19 protein-coding genes are annotated in these 17,818 nt (G+C 40.7%); 9 read left to right on the top strand and 10 right to left on the bottom strand.

Annotation, left to right across the window (positions count from 1 at the left end):
• Positions 1 to 19 precede the first annotated feature (19 nt).
• From CLV81_RS04800 to CLV81_RS04780, 5 genes are all read right to left on the bottom strand, one after another.
• Complete coding sequence (locus tag CLV81_RS04800; RefSeq protein WP_146129827.1) at positions 20 to 409, bottom strand: DUF6168 family protein; 390 nt, start codon at positions 407 to 409, stop codon at positions 20 to 22.
• 4 nt (positions 410 to 413) lie between these two features.
• A complete protein-coding gene (locus CLV81_RS04795; protein WP_106143905.1) occupies positions 414 to 644 on the bottom strand; it encodes an AtpZ/AtpI family protein in 231 nt (76 codons plus the stop codon).
• Complete coding sequence (locus CLV81_RS04790) at positions 622 to 1,071, bottom strand: bactofilin family protein (protein ID WP_106143904.1); 450 nt, start codon at positions 1,069 to 1,071, stop codon at positions 622 to 624. The genes CLV81_RS04795 and CLV81_RS04790 overlap by 23 nt, the downstream gene beginning before the upstream one ends.
• Positions 1,072 to 1,083: 12 nt before the next feature.
• Positions 1,084 to 3,633: a type IX secretion system periplasmic lipoprotein PorW/SprE gene (gene porW / locus CLV81_RS04785; RefSeq protein ID WP_106143903.1), complete on the bottom strand. Its 2,550-nt coding sequence runs from the start codon at positions 3,631 to 3,633 to the stop codon at positions 1,084 to 1,086.
• A gap of 103 nt (positions 3,634 to 3,736) precedes the next feature.
• Entirely contained in the window at positions 3,737 to 4,750 is a 1,014-nt protein-coding gene (locus tag CLV81_RS04780) for a GlxA family transcriptional regulator (protein ID WP_106143902.1), read from the bottom strand.
• A 249-nt stretch (positions 4,751 to 4,999) separates the two neighbouring features.
• On the opposite strand from CLV81_RS04780, the gene CLV81_RS20440 reads away from it, so the two are divergent.
• From CLV81_RS20440 to CLV81_RS04765, 3 genes are all read left to right on the top strand, one after another.
• Positions 5,000 to 5,179: a hypothetical protein gene (locus CLV81_RS20440; protein WP_146129826.1), complete on the top strand. Its 180-nt coding sequence runs from the start codon at positions 5,000 to 5,002 to the stop codon at positions 5,177 to 5,179.
• Between the two features lie 63 nt (positions 5,180 to 5,242).
• A complete protein-coding gene (locus CLV81_RS04770; protein ID WP_106143900.1) occupies positions 5,243 to 5,902 on the top strand; it encodes a DUF2461 domain-containing protein in 660 nt (219 codons plus the stop codon).
• Between the two features lie 32 nt (positions 5,903 to 5,934).
• Positions 5,935 to 6,306, top strand: a complete 372-nt coding sequence (locus CLV81_RS04765) for a SnoaL-like domain-containing protein (RefSeq protein WP_106143899.1) — start codon at positions 5,935 to 5,937, stop codon at positions 6,304 to 6,306.
• Between the two features lie 127 nt (positions 6,307 to 6,433).
• Here CLV81_RS04765 and CLV81_RS04760 read toward each other — a convergent pair whose 3' ends face one another.
• Together CLV81_RS04760 and CLV81_RS04755 are read right to left on the bottom strand one after the other, a co-directional pair.
• A complete protein-coding gene (locus tag CLV81_RS04760) occupies positions 6,434 to 7,129 on the bottom strand; it encodes an ABC transporter ATP-binding protein (RefSeq protein WP_106143898.1) in 696 nt (231 codons plus the stop codon).
• A 29-nt stretch (positions 7,130 to 7,158) separates the two neighbouring features.
• Complete coding sequence (locus CLV81_RS04755) at positions 7,159 to 8,628, bottom strand: DUF5687 family protein (protein ID WP_106143897.1); 1,470 nt, start codon at positions 8,626 to 8,628, stop codon at positions 7,159 to 7,161.
• A gap of 122 nt (positions 8,629 to 8,750) precedes the next feature.
• On the opposite strand from CLV81_RS04755, the gene CLV81_RS04750 reads away from it, so the two are divergent.
• Both CLV81_RS04750 and CLV81_RS04745 read left to right on the top strand, forming a co-directional pair.
• Positions 8,751 to 9,800, top strand: a complete 1,050-nt coding sequence (locus CLV81_RS04750; RefSeq protein WP_106143896.1) for a ferredoxin--NADP reductase — start codon at positions 8,751 to 8,753, stop codon at positions 9,798 to 9,800.
• A gap of 3 nt (positions 9,801 to 9,803) precedes the next feature.
• Complete coding sequence (locus tag CLV81_RS04745) at positions 9,804 to 10,175, top strand: hypothetical protein (RefSeq protein WP_106143895.1); 372 nt, start codon at positions 9,804 to 9,806, stop codon at positions 10,173 to 10,175.
• Here the strand turns inward: CLV81_RS04745 and CLV81_RS04740 are convergent.
• Positions 10,162 to 10,947, bottom strand: coding sequence for a patatin-like phospholipase family protein (locus tag CLV81_RS04740; RefSeq protein WP_106143894.1), 786 nt, complete (start codon positions 10,945 to 10,947; stop codon positions 10,162 to 10,164). The two genes, CLV81_RS04745 and CLV81_RS04740, sit on opposite strands and share 14 nt — an antisense overlap.
• Positions 10,948 to 11,260: 313 nt before the next feature.
• On the opposite strand from CLV81_RS04740, the gene CLV81_RS04735 reads away from it, so the two are divergent.
• The 4 genes from CLV81_RS04735 to CLV81_RS04720 all read left to right on the top strand — a co-directional run bounded on the left by CLV81_RS04735 (position 11,261) and on the right by CLV81_RS04720 (position 16,702).
• Positions 11,261 to 11,953, top strand: a complete 693-nt coding sequence (locus CLV81_RS04735) for a TIGR04282 family arsenosugar biosynthesis glycosyltransferase (RefSeq protein ID WP_158259073.1) — start codon at positions 11,261 to 11,263, stop codon at positions 11,951 to 11,953.
• Between the two features lie 93 nt (positions 11,954 to 12,046).
• On the top strand, positions 12,047 to 12,382 hold the full coding sequence (locus CLV81_RS04730) for an arsenosugar biosynthesis-associated peroxidase-like protein (RefSeq protein ID WP_106144907.1): 336 nt from the start codon (positions 12,047 to 12,049) through the stop codon (positions 12,380 to 12,382).
• Between the two features lie 59 nt (positions 12,383 to 12,441).
• Positions 12,442 to 13,530 (top strand): arsenosugar biosynthesis radical SAM (seleno)protein ArsS, encoded by a 1,089-nt coding sequence (gene arsS / locus CLV81_RS04725; RefSeq protein ID WP_106143892.1) that lies wholly within the window; start codon positions 12,442 to 12,444, stop codon positions 13,528 to 13,530.
• A gap of 49 nt (positions 13,531 to 13,579) precedes the next feature.
• Positions 13,580 to 16,702 (top strand): TonB-dependent receptor, encoded by a 3,123-nt coding sequence (locus CLV81_RS04720; protein ID WP_106143891.1) that lies wholly within the window; start codon positions 13,580 to 13,582, stop codon positions 16,700 to 16,702.
• Here the strand turns inward: CLV81_RS04720 and CLV81_RS04715 are convergent.
• Both CLV81_RS04715 and CLV81_RS04710 read right to left on the bottom strand, forming a co-directional pair.
• On the bottom strand, positions 16,693 to 17,163 hold the full coding sequence (locus tag CLV81_RS04715; RefSeq protein WP_106143890.1) for a DoxX family protein: 471 nt from the start codon (positions 17,161 to 17,163) through the stop codon (positions 16,693 to 16,695). The genes CLV81_RS04720 and CLV81_RS04715 overlap by 10 nt on opposite strands.
• A gap of 64 nt (positions 17,164 to 17,227) precedes the next feature.
• Entirely contained in the window at positions 17,228 to 17,794 is a 567-nt protein-coding gene (locus CLV81_RS04710) for a Crp/Fnr family transcriptional regulator (RefSeq protein ID WP_106143889.1), read from the bottom strand.
• Positions 17,795 to 17,818: the final 24 nt, after the last annotated feature.

Below are 17,818 nucleotides of genomic sequence, written 5' to 3'. Positions count from 1 at the left end.
TTTCCACCTTATTTTTTAATTATTTCTTGTCGGTTTTATTCAATAGTTGTGAAATCACAAAAACCTCCAATACCAACCCTAAAAATAACGGAATCAATACAAGAAAAACCTCAATATTTTCAAGGCTTTTAGAGGGTTTAACCAAATCTTGAAAAACTACAACAAAGATGACCAACTTCAGAAAAAATGTGCCTAGATATATGAATCCAAGTTGCTCTTTCCATTTTTTGTGATGGTTCAATCCAAAAAAAAGTAAGCAAACCAAGAAAGAAAACGCCAAATGGAATGCATAATGCTTGTTTAAAGCTATTTTGGAAAATTGCTCTTCCGGAACAAAGGTGAGATTCAAAAAATAGGCCAATGCAAAGCATAAAACGATGCCCAAACTGAGTATGAAACCTCTTTTCAAGTAGTTATTTATTGAGTTGTGTTACTTGTCGTATCATAGCGTACATAGCCAACGCTATGGCAAGCAAAGTAAACAAAGTTTCCGCGAAATCGGTAGTGTATTTGGAATCTATCCATTTTCCCAATAGATTCCCTAAATAGATAGTTAACCCCATTTGAAGGGCCATGCCGGAGAGCCTGGCCCCTTTTCTCAAATAATCTTTATCGTCTTTCTTAGGAGACTTTTGCGGGTTCATTAGTCTTGGTAGACTGAAGCTTGCTTGCAGTAGCAGTGGGAGTAGATGCAGGGGTCGAAGTAATAGCTCCTTTACCCATGGTGCAAGATGCGTTGAACGTAGCTCCTGGTTCCACGGCCAATTTGGAAACACTCACATTACCTTCAATTGTCGCTGAGGCTTTCAAAGAGAGCAAATCGCTCACGTTAAGTTCGCCATTGAACTTACCTTCAATATCAGCGTTTACACATTCTACTTTCCCGTTTATATAGCCATCTTTACCAATAACTACTTTACCTGAGGTCTTTACATTCCCTTCCAATTTTCCATCGATTCTAAAATCGGCTTCGGAAGTGATATCACCCTTTATCTTGGTGTTCTTTTCTATTCTGTTGGGTTGTCCGCCAAATTCTGTCATAGGTCTGGGTTTTTTGTTGTCTGAAAACATTGTGTTCTACGGTTATGGGGTTAACATTTGTTCTTTGTATGATTCTAAATTTTTATGGATTTGGATGACCTTGTAATTATCCGATAAAACTACAAAATTCTCCTCTTTGATTAGGTAGTCGCGGTTCTTTTTTATAAGCTCCACAAAGCCTAATGCAAATTCTTGTGATCTGAAGCCGTGGACCACTACAAACTGGTCTTCAAGATTATAGATATCCTTGGAGATTACGTTTTTGTATTTAAGATCCTTTACCACTTCTTCCAATCGCTCCTTTAAGGCTAACGCTTTTTCGTTATCCCTTATTTTATATGGAAACACAACTTTCCAATTTCCTGCTCCTTTTGAACCAATTTCTTGGGAAAACTCCTTATTTGCCATTTTAGGAAGTTGTTCCTTCACCATGGTTTCAGCTCGTTTCCCCTCAATATTGTTGGGGTAAGTGAGCGCCACATAATTCAAGGCTTCCTTGAAAGGTTCAAATCCCTGAAGACGCCCAATGGCATTTGCTTTCAACATTTCAAATTTTGGAACAATAGGGTCTCCCGTAAAACGGTCGATATATTCTTGGCTTTGTGTGATTACCAGCAAAAATTCCTGTCTTTGATACGATTTAAATAGCTGCGAGTATCTTGCATCAGGACTATCCGTATCTCCTTCAAGCACAGCTTGTGGATTCAAAAGTATTTCCGCATAGCGAGTATCCGAATGATTGGAAATAATATTCTGCTTCATCGATTCAGCCAATGGACTTCCTGACTCCTCGTATATCTTATATAAGTTGTATTTGGATGGTAAAATCAAACGTTCCTCCGGGTCAGATTTTAAAACGTCTTCCAATTTTCCCGCGGCCAGTAGATTTTCTTTGAACTTTTCTTTATAAATAAGACCTAATTGATAGTTGGCAAAGTTCTCTTCTTTTCGAAGACTATCAATTACCGCTACTTCGGTAGGTACTCTGGATAAATAAAAGTCCACGTCGTATTTCTGGTCCGGCGCTAAATCCTCAGGCGAGTCCCCGTTGGCCAAAACATCTGTTCCTGTTGCTTCTGAAGGCAGTGTTCTGCTCTTGTTGCTCCAACGCCAATCATCCTCCAAAGCTCTATTGCCCCAGCGAGTTTTAAAATCGTTTTTCCCGTAGCCTAAGCTCGTAATGTTGTAGAAGTAGAATTTGCCTTTGTTTGCCTTTCCTCCTTTTGATTCCCCAAAGGCAGCAAAACCGGCTGTGGTTCGTTTCAATTCTCGTTCTGCTTCCGCTTCATCCTTGCGCTTCAATTCAGCGATATAGTCTTCAAAATAAGCTTTACGCTCAGCTTCGGGCATACTATAAATGGTGATAACACTATCTGCATATTGGGCTATGTCTTCATATTTTATAACGTCCTCAAGATTATCCAGCTTCTTCTTAATTCTTCGATACTTACGTGTATTCTCCTTCAAATTGGTCAGCGTACTATCGTAATAGGCACCAGCAGTTCTATAATTGTTTTCGTCAAAATAATAATCTGCCAGACTCTGATAATTGAGAGAACTCAGTTTTCTATCTCCTTGATTTGCCTTTAGGGATTTATTGTAGTAGACCAAAGCCAAGCTATCGGATTCGGTGGCCAGATGAAATTGGGCTACCTCTCTATAAATCTTGTCCAAAAACGGACGGTTCTCCCGATTCTCTTCCAAATCGGTCAGATATTCCAATAAGTCCTCTTGATTTCCATCCGTGATTTCAGTGTTCTGTATTTTCTTCAAATGGGCATTCAGCATATATACTCGGGGAGACTTTCTGTTTAAATCAATCACCTTGTTAAAGGCATAATTGGCACTGTCTTTATGCCCCAACTGATTGTATAGCTGCCCTATAATAAATAGGTAACGACCACGTTCCCAATTCTTCTTGGTGTATGCCTGTGCTATATTAAGTCTTTGGATAGCCGTATCAGGAGCCTTCAGGTTAATATAGCACTGGGCCAGAACCGCACTTGCATCAGCATGCTCTTGGTCCCTTAAATCCTCGTACTTGAATAATCGTTTAAGGTTTTTAACGGCCAGCTCAGGATTATCCAACCGCATGTGTGTTTTCTCTCTCCAAATCCTAGCTTCATTTAGTTTATCGCTTGCCGCATATTTACGAAGGATATAATTAAAGGACTCCAAAGCGGGAATATAACGCTGGTCAAAATACCTAGCTTTTCCCAACAACAGGAAGGCTTCATCAATTTGAGGGTTACGTTCCTGGTCCTTAATGTTCATGCTATGCTTCTGGATGGCCTTGGTGGCTTTCTCCTCAGCAATTTCAAAATTGGGGTTGTTGTCCTCAGAATCCAACTTTATCTCATCGGTCACTTCCAAACGTTCCACAGGAAGTACCTCCCAGAAATCATCCCGATAATTGGTATTGAGTTCTTCCCGGCCCACCTCAAAAGCAAGGTTGCCATTGTACAAAGTATTGTACTTGGTGTTCAATGCATGCCAATTCCGATTGATGAACTTATCTTTTTTGACCGAACAGGAGTTCAGCAATGTCCCAACCAAAAAAAGTGCCCCTAAAGATTTTTGAAAATGGTTCAAAATAATCTGTAATCGTATCTAAACTTAACTCAGAAAAGGTAAGATTATTATAAGGTTAATCGATAAAATACAGAATTCTTTTTTGAGAACATAAAACAGCCTCTCACCAAGCGGAAGGGCTTTCATAATTTACCCTGACTCGATTGTACTTGCTTTTGTATGCCACCGGAGATAGACCTACATATTTTTTGAACACCGTCCGGAATGCTTTTTGGTCCATATACCCCACTTGGTACATGACCTCGTTTACGTTTTGTTGGGTGGATTCCAAGCTCCGTTTGGCGGCTTCAATTTTCACTCGTTGAATATATTCCAAAGGGGTGTTCTGTGTGGCCTTTTTAAACCTTCGAACAAAATTTCTACTACTAATCGCAAATTTCTTGGCAAGCTCTTCCACAGATATTTTGTGATTCACATTTTGCTCAATGAATTCCTGAGCATCTTTAATGGCTTTATCATCATGATCTTTTTGCCCTTGAAAAATGGCAAATTGGTTTTGATCCTTTCGGTCAATTTCTATCTCCAAAAACTTTGACACGTAGATTGCGGTAGCCCTGCCGCAGTATTTCTCCACCAAATGGGCCATAAGATTCAAAAAGGAGTAGGCTCCACCACTGGAGTAAATCCCATCCTCTTCTGTAACTATCTTGTTGGACACCAAATTCACTTTTGGAAACAACTGCCTAAATATTTCCATTCCAGCCCAATGGGTGGAACATTGTTTGCCATCCACCAATCCGGTCATGGCCAAAACAAAAGCGCCAAGACACATACTCCCAACCTCAGCCCCATGTTGATTGCGTTGTTTCAAAATCCATGGTACATATTCCTTATTTTCTTCCAGTTCCTCAAGCAACAAATCAGGTCGGAAAGCAGGAATAAGAATCAAATCCGTTTTTTTCACCTCACTGATTGTTGCATTGCAATGTATACTGAAAGCACCATCATAGAGAATTGTTTCCTTTTCCAAACCAACAAAATGAACATCAAAAAAATTGTCATTTCTAATGCCCGTTTTCTTTAAAAAAGAATTGGCCACTGAAAGCACTTTGTAAGGTCCCACAACACTGCTCAAGATAGCGTTGCGCTTGGGAACCAAAATAGATACATGTTTCATTCTGTGGAATTTAGGTTCTTTCAAAAATAGGAAAAGTGTTTGGCGCAATCAACCCTTAAAAGTGTCTTATATGCCCTTTTTGTAAGAATCTGTCTTTTGTAGCTTTGAGAAATGGAATTTGAAAAATTCGATAGAATCCGGCAAAAACTTTGCTCAAAACACCCAAAGGTCACCGAAGGGAAAATGATGAGCTCCCCGGCAATCCATTATGATAATAAAGTCTTTGCATTTTTTTCCAGAAAACAAAAAATGGTTTTCAAATTAGGGAAGGACTTTAATATGGAAGGACCGAATCTTACTCTGAATGAATTTAACCCCTTTAAGAACAAGGGACCCTTGACCGGATGGTATGAAGTGGGTTTTGAGGAACAGGATGCTTGGGAAAAAATGACCGAAATGGCATTGACCTTGATCAAAGAAAAGGCCTGAGCTATATGTCCAAATGAAATCCCCGAAATCGTCTTATTCAAAACGAACCTTAATATCTACCAGATGATTACTGAAGCATACAGCTCCTTTTTTAAAGAACTGGCCCAAAACAATCACAAGGAATGGTTTCATGCCAATAAAAAGCGTTATGAAAAGGACGTAAAAACACCTTTTTTAAATCTATTGGACGCTGTCCTTCCAACCTTAAAAGATTGGGAAAGCAAGATTGATGAGGACTCCAAAAAAGCCCTGTTTCGAATTAATCGGGATATCCGATTTTCTAAGGACAAATCACCTTACAACACCATAATGAAGGCCGGTTTTTCTCCGGGAGGCAAAAAGTCCGAGCTTCCTGGTTTTTATTTGGGAATTGATGCAGAAAACATTCATGTGGGTGGTGGACTCTTTATGATAAGCACTCCAGAATTAAAGCATTTGCGCTACCATATCGCCGAAAATGCAGAGGCCCTGCTTTCCATTGTGGAGCAAACGGATTTTGTCCAAAACTTCGGAAAATTGAAAGGAGAAAAAGCTAAGCGTTTGGATAAGGAGTTGATGCCTGTTTCAAAGAAAACAGATTTAATTTTCAATAAACAATTCTATGCGATGGCTGAATTTCCGCTTGCTCCCTTTTACGATTCCGAAAGCCTCGTGGATGAGGTCCTGAATCATTTCGAGGCCATACGACCATTAAACACTTACTTAAACAAGGCTTTAGCTTAAGAAAATATAGTACTAATCATAAAAACAAACACATGACAACACAAGAAGTAGCCGACAAATTAGTCAATTATTGCAGACAAGGCCTGTTTGACGAAGCAATGAACGATTTGTATGCCCAAAACATTGAGAGCATAGAACCCAAAGGGGCGCCAATGGAAAGGGTTTCCGGTTTTGATGAAGTAATTAAGAAAGCTGAGTATTTCAACAATATGGTTTCTGAATTCCATGGAAATGAAGTTTCTGACCCCATTGTGGCAGATAACTTTTTTTCCTGCCGTATGAAAATGGATGCCACTTTCAAACAAGGTGGGAGACAATCCATGGAAGAAATCTGCCTATATCAGGTGGAAAACGGAAAGATTGTTAAAGAAGAATTTTACTACACCCCTGTACCAAGCGCTTAATGAAAAGACATTTTTCGCCTAGAGCCTAAAAGTATTCGGGCAATGAAAAAAAATCGTCACTTTGAGCGCAGTTGAGAGGTCTTTATTATAGCAAGGTAAACCGCTGTCAACTGCGCTCAAAGTGATATTATCCCCCAAAAAAAGTTTCCAGTTCCTTAAGCGTTTCTGCGGAAGTTTGAATGTCTTTGACCACCTCGCCTTTGTTCAAAACCACAATCCGTTCACAGACTTCAGTCACGTGAATAAGGTCATGGCTTGACACTAAAACGGTTACGCCTTCACTTGCGGCCAATTCCTTAATTATGGCCTTCAAGCGTATTTGGGTGGTGGGGTCCAAATTGGCAAAAGGTTCATCCAAAATAACTACCTCAGGATTTCCAATAAAAGAAGCCACAATTCCCGCTTTCTTCTGGTTTCCTTTGGAAAGGTCCCTTAAATATTTCTTTTGGCCCAATATCTCCCCATGGAAAAAATCCTCAAATTGAGCCAGCAGCGCATCCACATCGGCCCTGTTTCTTCCTCGCAGATCCCCAATAAAATAGAAATACTCCTCTGGTGTCAAATATCCTATCAAAAAGGATTCATCAATAAAAGAAGAGGTAAAAGGTTTCCAATCCTCACTTGCACTTACTTCTACCTCGTTGTTTACAATTTTGCCCGATGAGGGTTGTATCAAATCCAACAAAAGACTAAAAAAGGTAGTTTTTCCAGCGCCATTATTCCCTACCAAACCAAAACTTTGACCTTTTGGGATTTCCAGATGATTAATATTCAGGACCAGTTGAGAACCGTATGCTTTAGTAAGGTTATCCGCAGTAATCATATCTACTTGGTATTTCTTATTATTTTGAATTAGCTATTTTTCTCTTTGAAACCGGCTATCATGCCATACTTCTTTTTGCGGTATTGTTCGGTTATTGCATCCAGCAGTTTGTTTTTGAACATAAACCCTACAATTCCCATAATGGAAAGTACCGCAACGGCTACCTCAACCGAAAAAATGAAGTGAAAAATGGTGAAAATGAGAATAGGAGCGCCCAAGACAGGTAACATTATTAAAAACTGGGTGCCACTCGTACCTTGCATATTACCAAACGGGCTTTTGTCAAGCTCTATTCGCTTTTTATTGAAGGAACCAAAATATAGAATCACCGGAATATTTACTCCTAAGTTGTACAGGGCACTTCCAAAATTGATGGCCAAAGCTTCCCAGCCAAAATATACGTAGGGTATGGTCAACAGAAACATCACCACCACACTCACAGAAATCAATCCTGCTTTGGAATCCAAATATTTTCTAAGCGGAATGTTCTGCGACATCATCATGCTATAATAGGCACTGTCCCATGCTGGGATAAACTGTCCGAAGTTGGCCAAGAAGATTCCGGTCATAAAAATCCCAAGAAAAGCGAACATGGGCATCATGTTGGCATAAATGTCTTGGGTGTAGAAGATGAGTCCGTAGAAAACGAACAATAAGGAAATAAAAACTTGGGCCTTGGTTCGCTTGTTTCGCCAAATCAGTTTTAAATCCAATTGCAAAAAAGGAGCAATGTCCCCAAATCTTCGGGTCCATGCTAAATCTGAAGACTTGGCTTCCTGTTTTTTGGTCTTTAGAGAGTCATCCAAGAAAAGACGGTTCCGCAAAAATCTATAATTAAGCCAATACACAATGAACGCCAGTCCTATGGGTGCTAAAAATGCAAGCGGGTAAGCGTACAATCCATGAAATGTGGGCCCAAAGAATTCCTTTATGGGTACAATTTGAAAATAATCCAAGGCGTAAAAGGTCAAAATCAGTCCAATGATTACAAAAAGGGCCTTGTCACTTTTATTAATGAGAAAATTGACGTAGTTGATACAAAGCACTATAGCAAAGATGGAAAGCAGCCAGAGCAACACATTCAAAGCAGCATACCCCTTAAAGAGCAATACAATTGCAAAGGGAAGAAAGAAAAAAATGGCGAAAAGGTTGTAAATGGAAACCCCTGACCTTCCCAAAATGTAATGGGTAATCTTACTTTTATGGATAGGGACAATCAGGAAAGGTTTGATATCCATTACCGGTAACTTTTGCAGAAAATACCGAAAAAACATTTCCATCAATATCCAATACACGAGATATTGGTTCAGTGTCCACATTGGGCTCTGGTCCGGAAAAAGTTCCTGAAGAACGAAGTATATGCCTGACCCCGTAATAACCAGTGCAGCCAACATATATAATCCGAAAAAAATCATCAGGATTTTAAGGGCAATCCCTTTACCAAAGGAGGAGGACCTAAAAAACGACTTCCACTGTAGTCGAATAAAGTGTTTGAACATGGGTTGGCAATTTTTCTCCAAATTAGTAATCAAAACCAAGGTTTTGTTACAAGCCGTTACAATTTTCTAAAAATGAAGGCAGAAACATCGCTAATCCTTAATTTTGCGCAAAAATTGTTTTCATGAGTGATTTTCATGCCCTAAAGATTTCAGACGTTCAAGCATTGACTCCTAATTCCGTTACGTTAACTTTTGATATTCCAGATAGTCTTCAAGATATTTTCAGCTTTACTGCTGGACAATATATTACCCTAAAACATGGCGTAAACGGAAAAGAAGTGCGAAGAGCTTATTCCATTTCGTCTGCTCCATCTTCTGGGCAATTAACGGTTGGAATAAAAAAAGTACCGAACGGAACATTTTCTGTGTATGCCAACGAATCTATTGCCATTGGAGATACTTTTGAAGTAATGCCTCCGGAAGGGCGATTTGTTTTTGAAGCCGATAACGTTAAGAAAAATGTTGCTGCCTTTGCTGCCGGAAGTGGAATTACTCCCATCATGAGCATAGCACAAACCGTTTTGGAAAGTCATCCTGAAAACAAATTTATCTTGGTTTTTGGCAATCAGACTCCTAATGAAACTATGTATTTGAGGAAAATCCAAGAACTTCAACAGCAATATACCGATAGGTTTATAGTTCAGCATTTATACAGTCGTTCCCAAGAGGATAATGCACTTTTCGGTCGGATTGAGACCTCAACCGTGAATTTTATCGTTAAAAACAAGTTTAAGGAAGTGGATTTTGATGCGTTCTACATTTGCGGTCCCGAGGAAATGATCAATACCGTTTCAAATACTTTGAAAAAGAATGACGTTTCTGAAGATAAAATCCTATTTGAATTATTCACAAGCTCGGATACTGAAGATGCTTTGGCCGAAGAATTAGATGGAAAAACCCAAGTTGAGGTAATTGTAGATGAGGAGACCTTTACGGTGACCATGGATAAAAAAGAATTGGTCCTTGATGCGGTTTTAAAGCAAGACATTGACGCTCCCTATTCTTGTCAAGGTGGGGTATGCAGTAGTTGCATTGCCCGGGTGACCGAAGGAAAGGCAGAAATGGTCAAAAACCAGATTCTTACCGATGGGGAAGTTGCTGAGGGCTTAATCTTAACTTGTCAGGCACACCCTCTTACACCTACCTTAAAGGTAGATTATGATGATGTTTAACAGATGATTGGACTGAAAGCTGTCTATTTAGCTAATGTTTTGGTGGCTGGCTGGATTAGCATAACCAGCCTGTTCTATCCCAAACGGGCCGTCAGTACTGTTTTTCAGAATTCGGTAGAATATTCAGAAACCATTCGTTTGGTAGGTTGCTTATGGAGTGCCATATTCATTTTATCCATTTTAGGTCTTTTTTATCCCAAAAGAATGGCTTTGGTTCTCCTATTTCAATTGATTTATAAAGGAAGTTGGCTCCTGTTTGTGGCTGTGCCCGCTATTTTGGAAAAGAAATCGTATCCATCCGGTATGGCTCTATTTTTTCTGATTTGGTGTTTGGTCTTACCTTTTGTGATTCCGTGGAAGTTTATTTTTCAATAAGAAGGGACTCCAAAGCACGGCTTCCATGGTCGTATCCTATTTGGTAGGCCTTTTCGATTCCTTTTTTATCCAACACACCAATTTTTTCAAGCTCCAGCGGTTCAATAAATAGGTCGCATTCGTCCAGTTTTTTGTGGCTTGCGGCATAAATCATCAAACCCGTGACTCTTCCAGCCAATTGAAGCGAATTTTTCAGGTCTTTTTTACCAATTTCCCCTGCTATTGAAACATTGCTGCCAATAACAAAGTCTACCTTACCATCCACATATTCCTTGGGAAAGTTGTTCATGATTCCACCATCAGCGTACAGGGTTTTGTCGATTTCAACTGGGCTAAAAACAGGGGTCAGGGCTGCCGAAGCGAGCAGAGGATGAATCAATTCACCTTCGGAAAACACTTTTTCCAAACCGCGCATCAAATCCGTGGCCACCACATAGAGGGGTTTCTGCAAGCTTTCAAAACTATTTTCTGGAAAAAAGCCCTTAAAAATGGAAAAATAACGGTCTGTATCGATAAAACCAGGTTTATTGATGGCGAAAAAATTATACTGAAATAATGGGGTCTCCCGAAAGAATTGGAGCATATCTTCCACCGAATTCCCATTGGCATACAACGCACCCACCAACGCCCCAACACTGGTCCCGGAAATGACCTCAGCTTCAATATCATGCTCCTGCATGGCTTTAATCAATCCAATGTGGGCCATACCCCGAATTCCGCCTCCGGATAGGACCAATCCAATCGATTTTTTTTTGATTTCAATTTGAGACATACAGGGTAGTGTTTATAGGCCTTACAAAGGTACTGTTTGGACATAAAAATTATGGGGCCTTTGCCTTAATTTTAAGAAAGCTTTACAGACTTCCGAGTTTGTATCTAACCCCTTAATACATATAAATAACGTTCATCGATTAATTGCTATTCATCGACCGTGCTTAGCCATACCTCATCTTTTTTGGAACCGACTTACGGGTCGGAATGTTAAAATTGAACGTTTTCCTCGTTTTCATAGTAATTCCTTTTATTAAAATTCGACCAAACCCTGTATTCTTTTTTATCGTAAGTTTACGAAAAGACTTTTCGCGTTGCGCAATACGTTTCAGTATGATACCGCCATCCTCTTCTTTGCCAATTCTGCAGAGAAGGATTTTGTACGCAAAAATTTCACCGATAAAGCAATACCTCTTTTTCGGGATTTAACACATCATACCCTAAAAACGATTGAACGCACCGGGCTTCCTTTCTTTCATTTTACGGAGCAAGAACAGCAAGGGGATACGTTTGGAGAACGAATTTCCCACGCTTTTACAGCTATTTTTGCTTTAGGGTTTTCCAAGGTGATTTCGGTGGGGAATGATAGTCCGAACTTGACTGCCGAACATATTTTGGAAGCTCAAGTTCAAGTGTCAAAAAATCGTGCAGCTATTGGGCCTACCTTAGATGGTGGATGTTACTTGATGGGTTTGCATCGCGATAACTTCCAAAAAGAATCTTTTGAGGTCTTGCCATGGCAAAGTGCTTCCTTGTTTAAGAAATTAGTGCTCCAATTGGAAAGTCAAGGCGTTGACATGACTTCCTTGGGCAAATTAAATGATATTGATTCCATCGCTGATGTAAAACGTCTTTCCAACTTTATCAAGCGCTTTTCCGCGCATTGGATTGCACTTTTCAACACCATATTTAACTTCAGGCAACCGAATACCCTGGTTCCCATTCCTATTTACAAGAACCGTTCTACCACAACTCCTTTTAATAAGGGCTCTCCATTTAGGGGCTAAATTTCCTTCGACCCAAAAGCCTCAGCTACTGAGGTACCCTTTTCAATTCATGCACCTTGAGTGCGCATCATAAATTCTATAGAACAAAACATCATGGCAAATTCATATTACGATCCAGCAGATTTAAGGAAGTTTGGAAAAATCACCGAATGGAGTGAAGAGATAGGCAACAAATTTTTCGATTATTACGGTAAGGTTTTCGAAGAAGGGGCATTAAGTGCCAGGGAAAAATCTTTGATTGCCCTCGCCGTGGCCCATGTGGTGAAATGTCCATATTGCATTGATGCCTACACCAAAGACGGTTTGCAACGGGGCATTACCAAAGAAGAAATGATGGAAGCCGTGCACGCGGGTGCCGCCATTGAAAGTGGTGCAACCTTGGTTCACGGGGTGCAGATGATGAACAAGTATAACAAATTGTCTATGTAAGACGGATAAAGGGTAAAGACCAAAGGGCCTATTATCCTTTCTCAAAATCATACTAAAAAATGGAACAAAGCATATTACCCGAAATCAAAAAGGCAGCCAAAAAATCCCTTAAGGCCCGCGATGGCGAACTCGCTTCCATCAACAAGCAGATGGAAATCCTAAATGGGGGGATTTTTGCGGATGGAGAGCTACCTTATTTTAAGGACAAGATTGCGGAAATCGGGCATCATCCGTTGCGCCCCAACAAATTGGAAATCCTTCAAATTAATGTGGGGTATATGTGCAACCAGGTCTGCGAGCACTGCCATGTGGACGCAGGACCGGACCGAAAGGAAATTATGACCCGTGAGACCATGGAACTCTGCCTGGAGGTTATCCGAAACACAGGTGCCCATACCTTGGACCTTACTGGAGGTGCACCCGAAATGAACCCCAATTTTAGATGGTTTGTGGAAGAAGCTGCTAAAGCGGGTATCAAAGATTTTATCGTGCGTTCCAATTTGACCATCATTCGTGCAAACAAAAAGTATTATGACCTTCCTGAATTTTTCAAGAAACACAATGTGCACGTAGTGTCTTCCATGCCGCATTACACCCGTGGTAAAACGGACAAACAACGTGGGGATGGAGTTTTTGACAAATCCATTAAGGCCTTGCAAGAATTGAATGCCGTAGGCTATGGTATGCCAAATAGCGATTTGCGTTTGGATTTGGTATATAACCCTTCCGGAGCATTTTTACCGGGAGACCAAATGGCCATGGAGCGCGACTTTAAAAAAGCTTTGGATGAAGACTTCGGTATCCAGTTCCACAATTTGTTTGCCATTACCAACCTGCCCATTTCCCGTTTTTTGGATTACTTGATTGCTTCAGACAATTACGAGGATTATATGTATGCCTTGGTAGAGGCTTATAACCCAGCGGCAGTGGCCAATGTGATGTGCACCAACACCATCTCCGTAAGTTGGGACGGCTGGTTGTACGATTGCGACTTTAACCAGATGTTGGACTTAAAGGTAGCCAGTAAGGTAAAACACATTAAGGACTACAATGAAGATTTACTTAATGACCGCAACATTGTGATTTCCCAGCATTGTTATGGCTGCACTGCCGGAGCAGGTAGCAGTTGTCAAGGTACCGTAGCGTAGACTAAATCAACCCGCCAAATTACGCGAAACACCTAAGTTATAATTCTAGATGAAAAAAATCTTCATACTAGCTGGACTGGTATTGTCCACTACTTCTTTACGTGCCCAAGAAACTACCGGGAGACTCGAGGGAAAAATAATGGCAAATAACGATGAACCTTTACCATTTGCCAATATAGTGGTAACAGACTCCGAAACTAATTTTAAGTTCGGTGCCATTTCACAGGAATCTGGTTATTACTCCGTACAGAATATCCCGCCAGGTAACGCCTACACCATAACGGTTAGTTTTTTGGGATATCAATCTACGGCCATCCAAGGGGTAAAAATAAACCTCAGCGAAACCACCTATCAAGATTTTGTTTTGCAGGAGCAGGGTGAGAGTTTAGATGAAGTAGTGGTAATCGCTGATCAGAGCACTTCGTCAGAATTTGAGCAGACCATAGACTCGGAAGCGCTAAAAAATACGCCAACCATAACCCGAAGCATCCAGGATTTGACCCGAAATCTGCCGGAGGCCAATCTCAATTCTTTTGCTGGAGCTAGCAACCGCTTCAACAACTTGAATATTGATGGTGTGGCCAATAATGACGTCATTGGTTTTCAGGAACCCTCAAGTGGGGCGGCAGGTTCTTCCGCCAACGGAAGCCCGGGAAGTTTGGCAAGAACTCAACCCATAGGTTTTGGTGCTATAAAGCAGTTATCCGTAAAAACCACGCCTTTTGATGTGAGTATTGGAAATTTTTCTGGGGCCAATCTCGATGTTGTCACAAAAAACGGTACCAATACCGCACAAACCGAGGTATATGGTTATGGCAACAATCAAGCTTTAGTAGGAAGATATTCTGACGGTATTGAGCAGAATGTGCAGTCGTTTTATGATTTTCAAATCGGTTTTTCCACAGGAGGCGCCATCAAAAAAGACAAGCTCTTTTATTTTATGAATTTTGAGCAGGCTACTTCCAATAATCCAGTTTTAAATGCTCCCGGAAGCTCCAGCTCCAATATTTCCACAGAGACTATCAACTTGATTGTTGACAAACTACAAACGGATTACAACTACGACCCTGGCACGTTTACCGATGCATCGCTAAGAACCAACAGTACCAAACTCTTTCTACGGTTCGACTTCAACATTTCGGACCAAACCAAACTGACTTTGCGAAACAACTACGTAAACAGTTTTGCAGACAATTTGGAGTGGAATGAGTCTATCTTCAATTTTGGAAACCAAGGATTTCGTCATAACAGTGTAGCGAACAGCCTAACCGCAGAGCTGAAATCAAACTTTGACAATTCGAGCTCCAATCTACTGAGCATTGGCTATAATTATGGAAAGGAAGGTCGTGATTTTGATGGTGAGGTTTTTCCGCACCTTCAAATTTCAGATGCTTCAAACCGAATTTTTGCGGGCACCTATCGGGAAGCTTCGGTGTACAATACCCGATTGAACACCCTTCAGATTGCTGATAAGTTTACCGTTTTCAAAAACAAACATACTCTCACCTTTGGTGGTTTGGCCCAATACAATGATATCGATTACGGATTTTTGTCGGCCTGGAACGGGCGTTGGGAGTACAGTTCTGTAGAAAACTTTTTGAACGATAGGCCTTCGCGTATTCGAGGAGTATATCGACTGAACGACAATACGTTCGACTTTGTACAAAACACCCCATCAGCCACGGTGGATGTTTTGGTAGCGGGACTCTATGCCCAGGATAGATTTCGATATTCCGATAAACTTGCATTGACATTTGGGGTTCGCTTGGATTCCCAATTCTTGTTGAACGAAATTCCTCTTAGCGAAGAGGTGACCCAAACCCCAGAATTCAGTCAATTCAGTAATGAGATTCGCACCGCGCCACATATCAATCCTCGGTTTGGTTTTGAATATACTTTTGATGCTGCCCGAAGGATAAAAATGCATGGTGGGTCTGGGCTTTTCACCGGAAGATTGCCGTATTTGTGGTTTGCCTACGCCGAATATATTTCGGGAACGCAATATTTTAATGTGGATATTCGTCCGGACGGTGTCCAGACCATTGTTAATGATGTTTCCGATTTGGCGGGGGATTCTCCCATTGCGGAAATCAATTTGGTAGATAACGATTTTGAATTGCCCCGAGAGTGGAAAAGCAATCTTGGGTTTAATTTGAAGCTACCCCACAATTACCACCTGACCTTTGATGCTTCGTATACCAAAGTGCTTAAGGGTATTTTCTTTCAATCTATAAATAGAAGGGATAATGTGGGCACTTTTGATGGTGCTGATAATCGCACCTACTTTTTGGAAACGGGCGATGCCATCAAAATCAATCCCAATTTCACTAATGTGTTTTTGTTGACAAATTCCAACGATGGGTATCGATACAATTTAACCCTTGGGCTTTCCAAGTCCACCTCAAATTATAACGGTTATTTGGGGTATACCTTTGGTAGAAGTCGGGATATATCGAGTACTGTACGTAGCTCGCCAGCGGCCAATTTTGAGTGGAACCAATCCATAACGCCCAATGCGCCAAGTCTGTCCGCATCTAACTTTGATTTGCGACATCGGTTTGTGAGTAACCATACCTATGGCCTTGATTTTGGAAAAAAGGGGCAATTGGAAATTTCTGCCCTGTACAACGGAACTTCGGGCAATCCGTTTTCGTTTGTGTACCAAGGGGATGTCAACCAAGATGGCTCCTCACGAAACGATTTGATCTATATTCCCATGGATGCTTCAGAAATCAACCTTATCGACATTACGGATGTGAACGGGAACGTTACCCAGACAACCGCGGAACAATGGGAACGATTAAATGCCTTTATAGAGGGCAACGATTATTTGCGAAGCAATCGAGGTGGGTTTGCCGAGCGCAACGAATCCAAAACCCCTTGGAACCACCGATTGGATGCCAAGCTAGCCTATAACCTCAACTTGGGTGGGAGAAACCGCTTGCGTTTTTCCATGGATATTTTCAATGTGTTTAACCTAATCAATCGTGATTGGGGCCGGTTGGTATTTGTCCCCAATGTAGTCAACTCCAACTTTAGTCTGTTGCGATTTCGGGGCATTGAAAACAACCAACCCTTATTTCAATACACCAATACCGATGCAACACCTTGGGTAGTGGACAACCAAAACTCTCGCTGGCGTATGCAGTTTGGGGCAACGTATCAGTTTTGAAAAAGCATACTATTTTGGATTGAACTTATATACGCCCAAACAATAAACAGAATTTGCAATGGAATTCTAAACCATAGATAGGAAAGACCATTTCCATCAAAGGTTCCTTTTTGATAGTTTACATGGTGTATGGAAGCATAAATATTCGCAGGTAACATCAATACCAGAAAAATGATTAAAGCCCATCCACTTATCACTTTTAGTTTAGGGATAAGCAAACCTATGGCCAAAAGGATTTCAAAGATTCCCGTGAGGTGAACGAAGCTTGTCTTAAACGGAATAAACTCCGGTATCATCATAGACATGCCCTTGGTAAATGCAAAATGTCCTATGGCCGTAAAACATAACATGATGGACATGGCTATCCGTGCCGACAAGGCAAAATCATATTTCTTATAAATAAGTTTCACCACGAAAATGGCAATCACAAAGCTGGATAGAAGTACGACAAATGGTTTCATAAGGTCTTTCTTTAAATCAGTTACAAAATTGATAATTGATTTTAGGGCAGACAATGAACCCAGGTTAAGTAATTCGCTTTCGTATTCTGCTCAACGCCTGAGGAGTAACCCCAATGTAGGAGGCAATGTATTTTAGGGGAATCTGTTTTAATAAATTGGGGCGTTCCCGAAACAAGTCCAAATAACGTTCTTCCGCCGTTTTGCTCAATAGGGCAATTTCTCGTTTCGACTTTATCAAAAACATATTTTCCGCCATTCTTCTGCCAATTGCATTTCCGCTCTCAGTTTTTTGATACACCTCTTGAAGGTCTTGATACGATATTCGCCACAAGGTCGCGTTGGTCAGCGTTTCGATTTGATATTGGGAAGGGGTTCGGGTAATAAAGGAATCATAAGCCGTAATAAATTCGTTTTCAAATAGAAACCCAAAAGTCAAGTCACTTTCTTCCTGGGGAATATAAAACCGCACTATCCCTTCGGAAATAAAAGATAAGTAGTTCTCAACTTCACCGATATTGATAAGCGTTGCGTCTTTCTTTACGGTTTCCCTATACAATTTTGAAGAAAAAAAGTCCCAATCCGTAGTATTCATTGGATGGATATGGTCAATGAATTTTTTGATTTCTTCCATCCCATGAAGTTCGGGAATTTTGGC

Source organism: Flagellimonas meridianipacifica (assembly GCF_003001695.1).
In the GTDB taxonomy this organism is placed as follows: domain Bacteria; phylum Bacteroidota; class Bacteroidia; order Flavobacteriales; family Flavobacteriaceae; genus Flagellimonas; species Flagellimonas meridianipacifica.
Note: the sequence above shows the minus strand (reverse complement) of the source record. Positions and strands in the feature narration are given on the sequence as shown.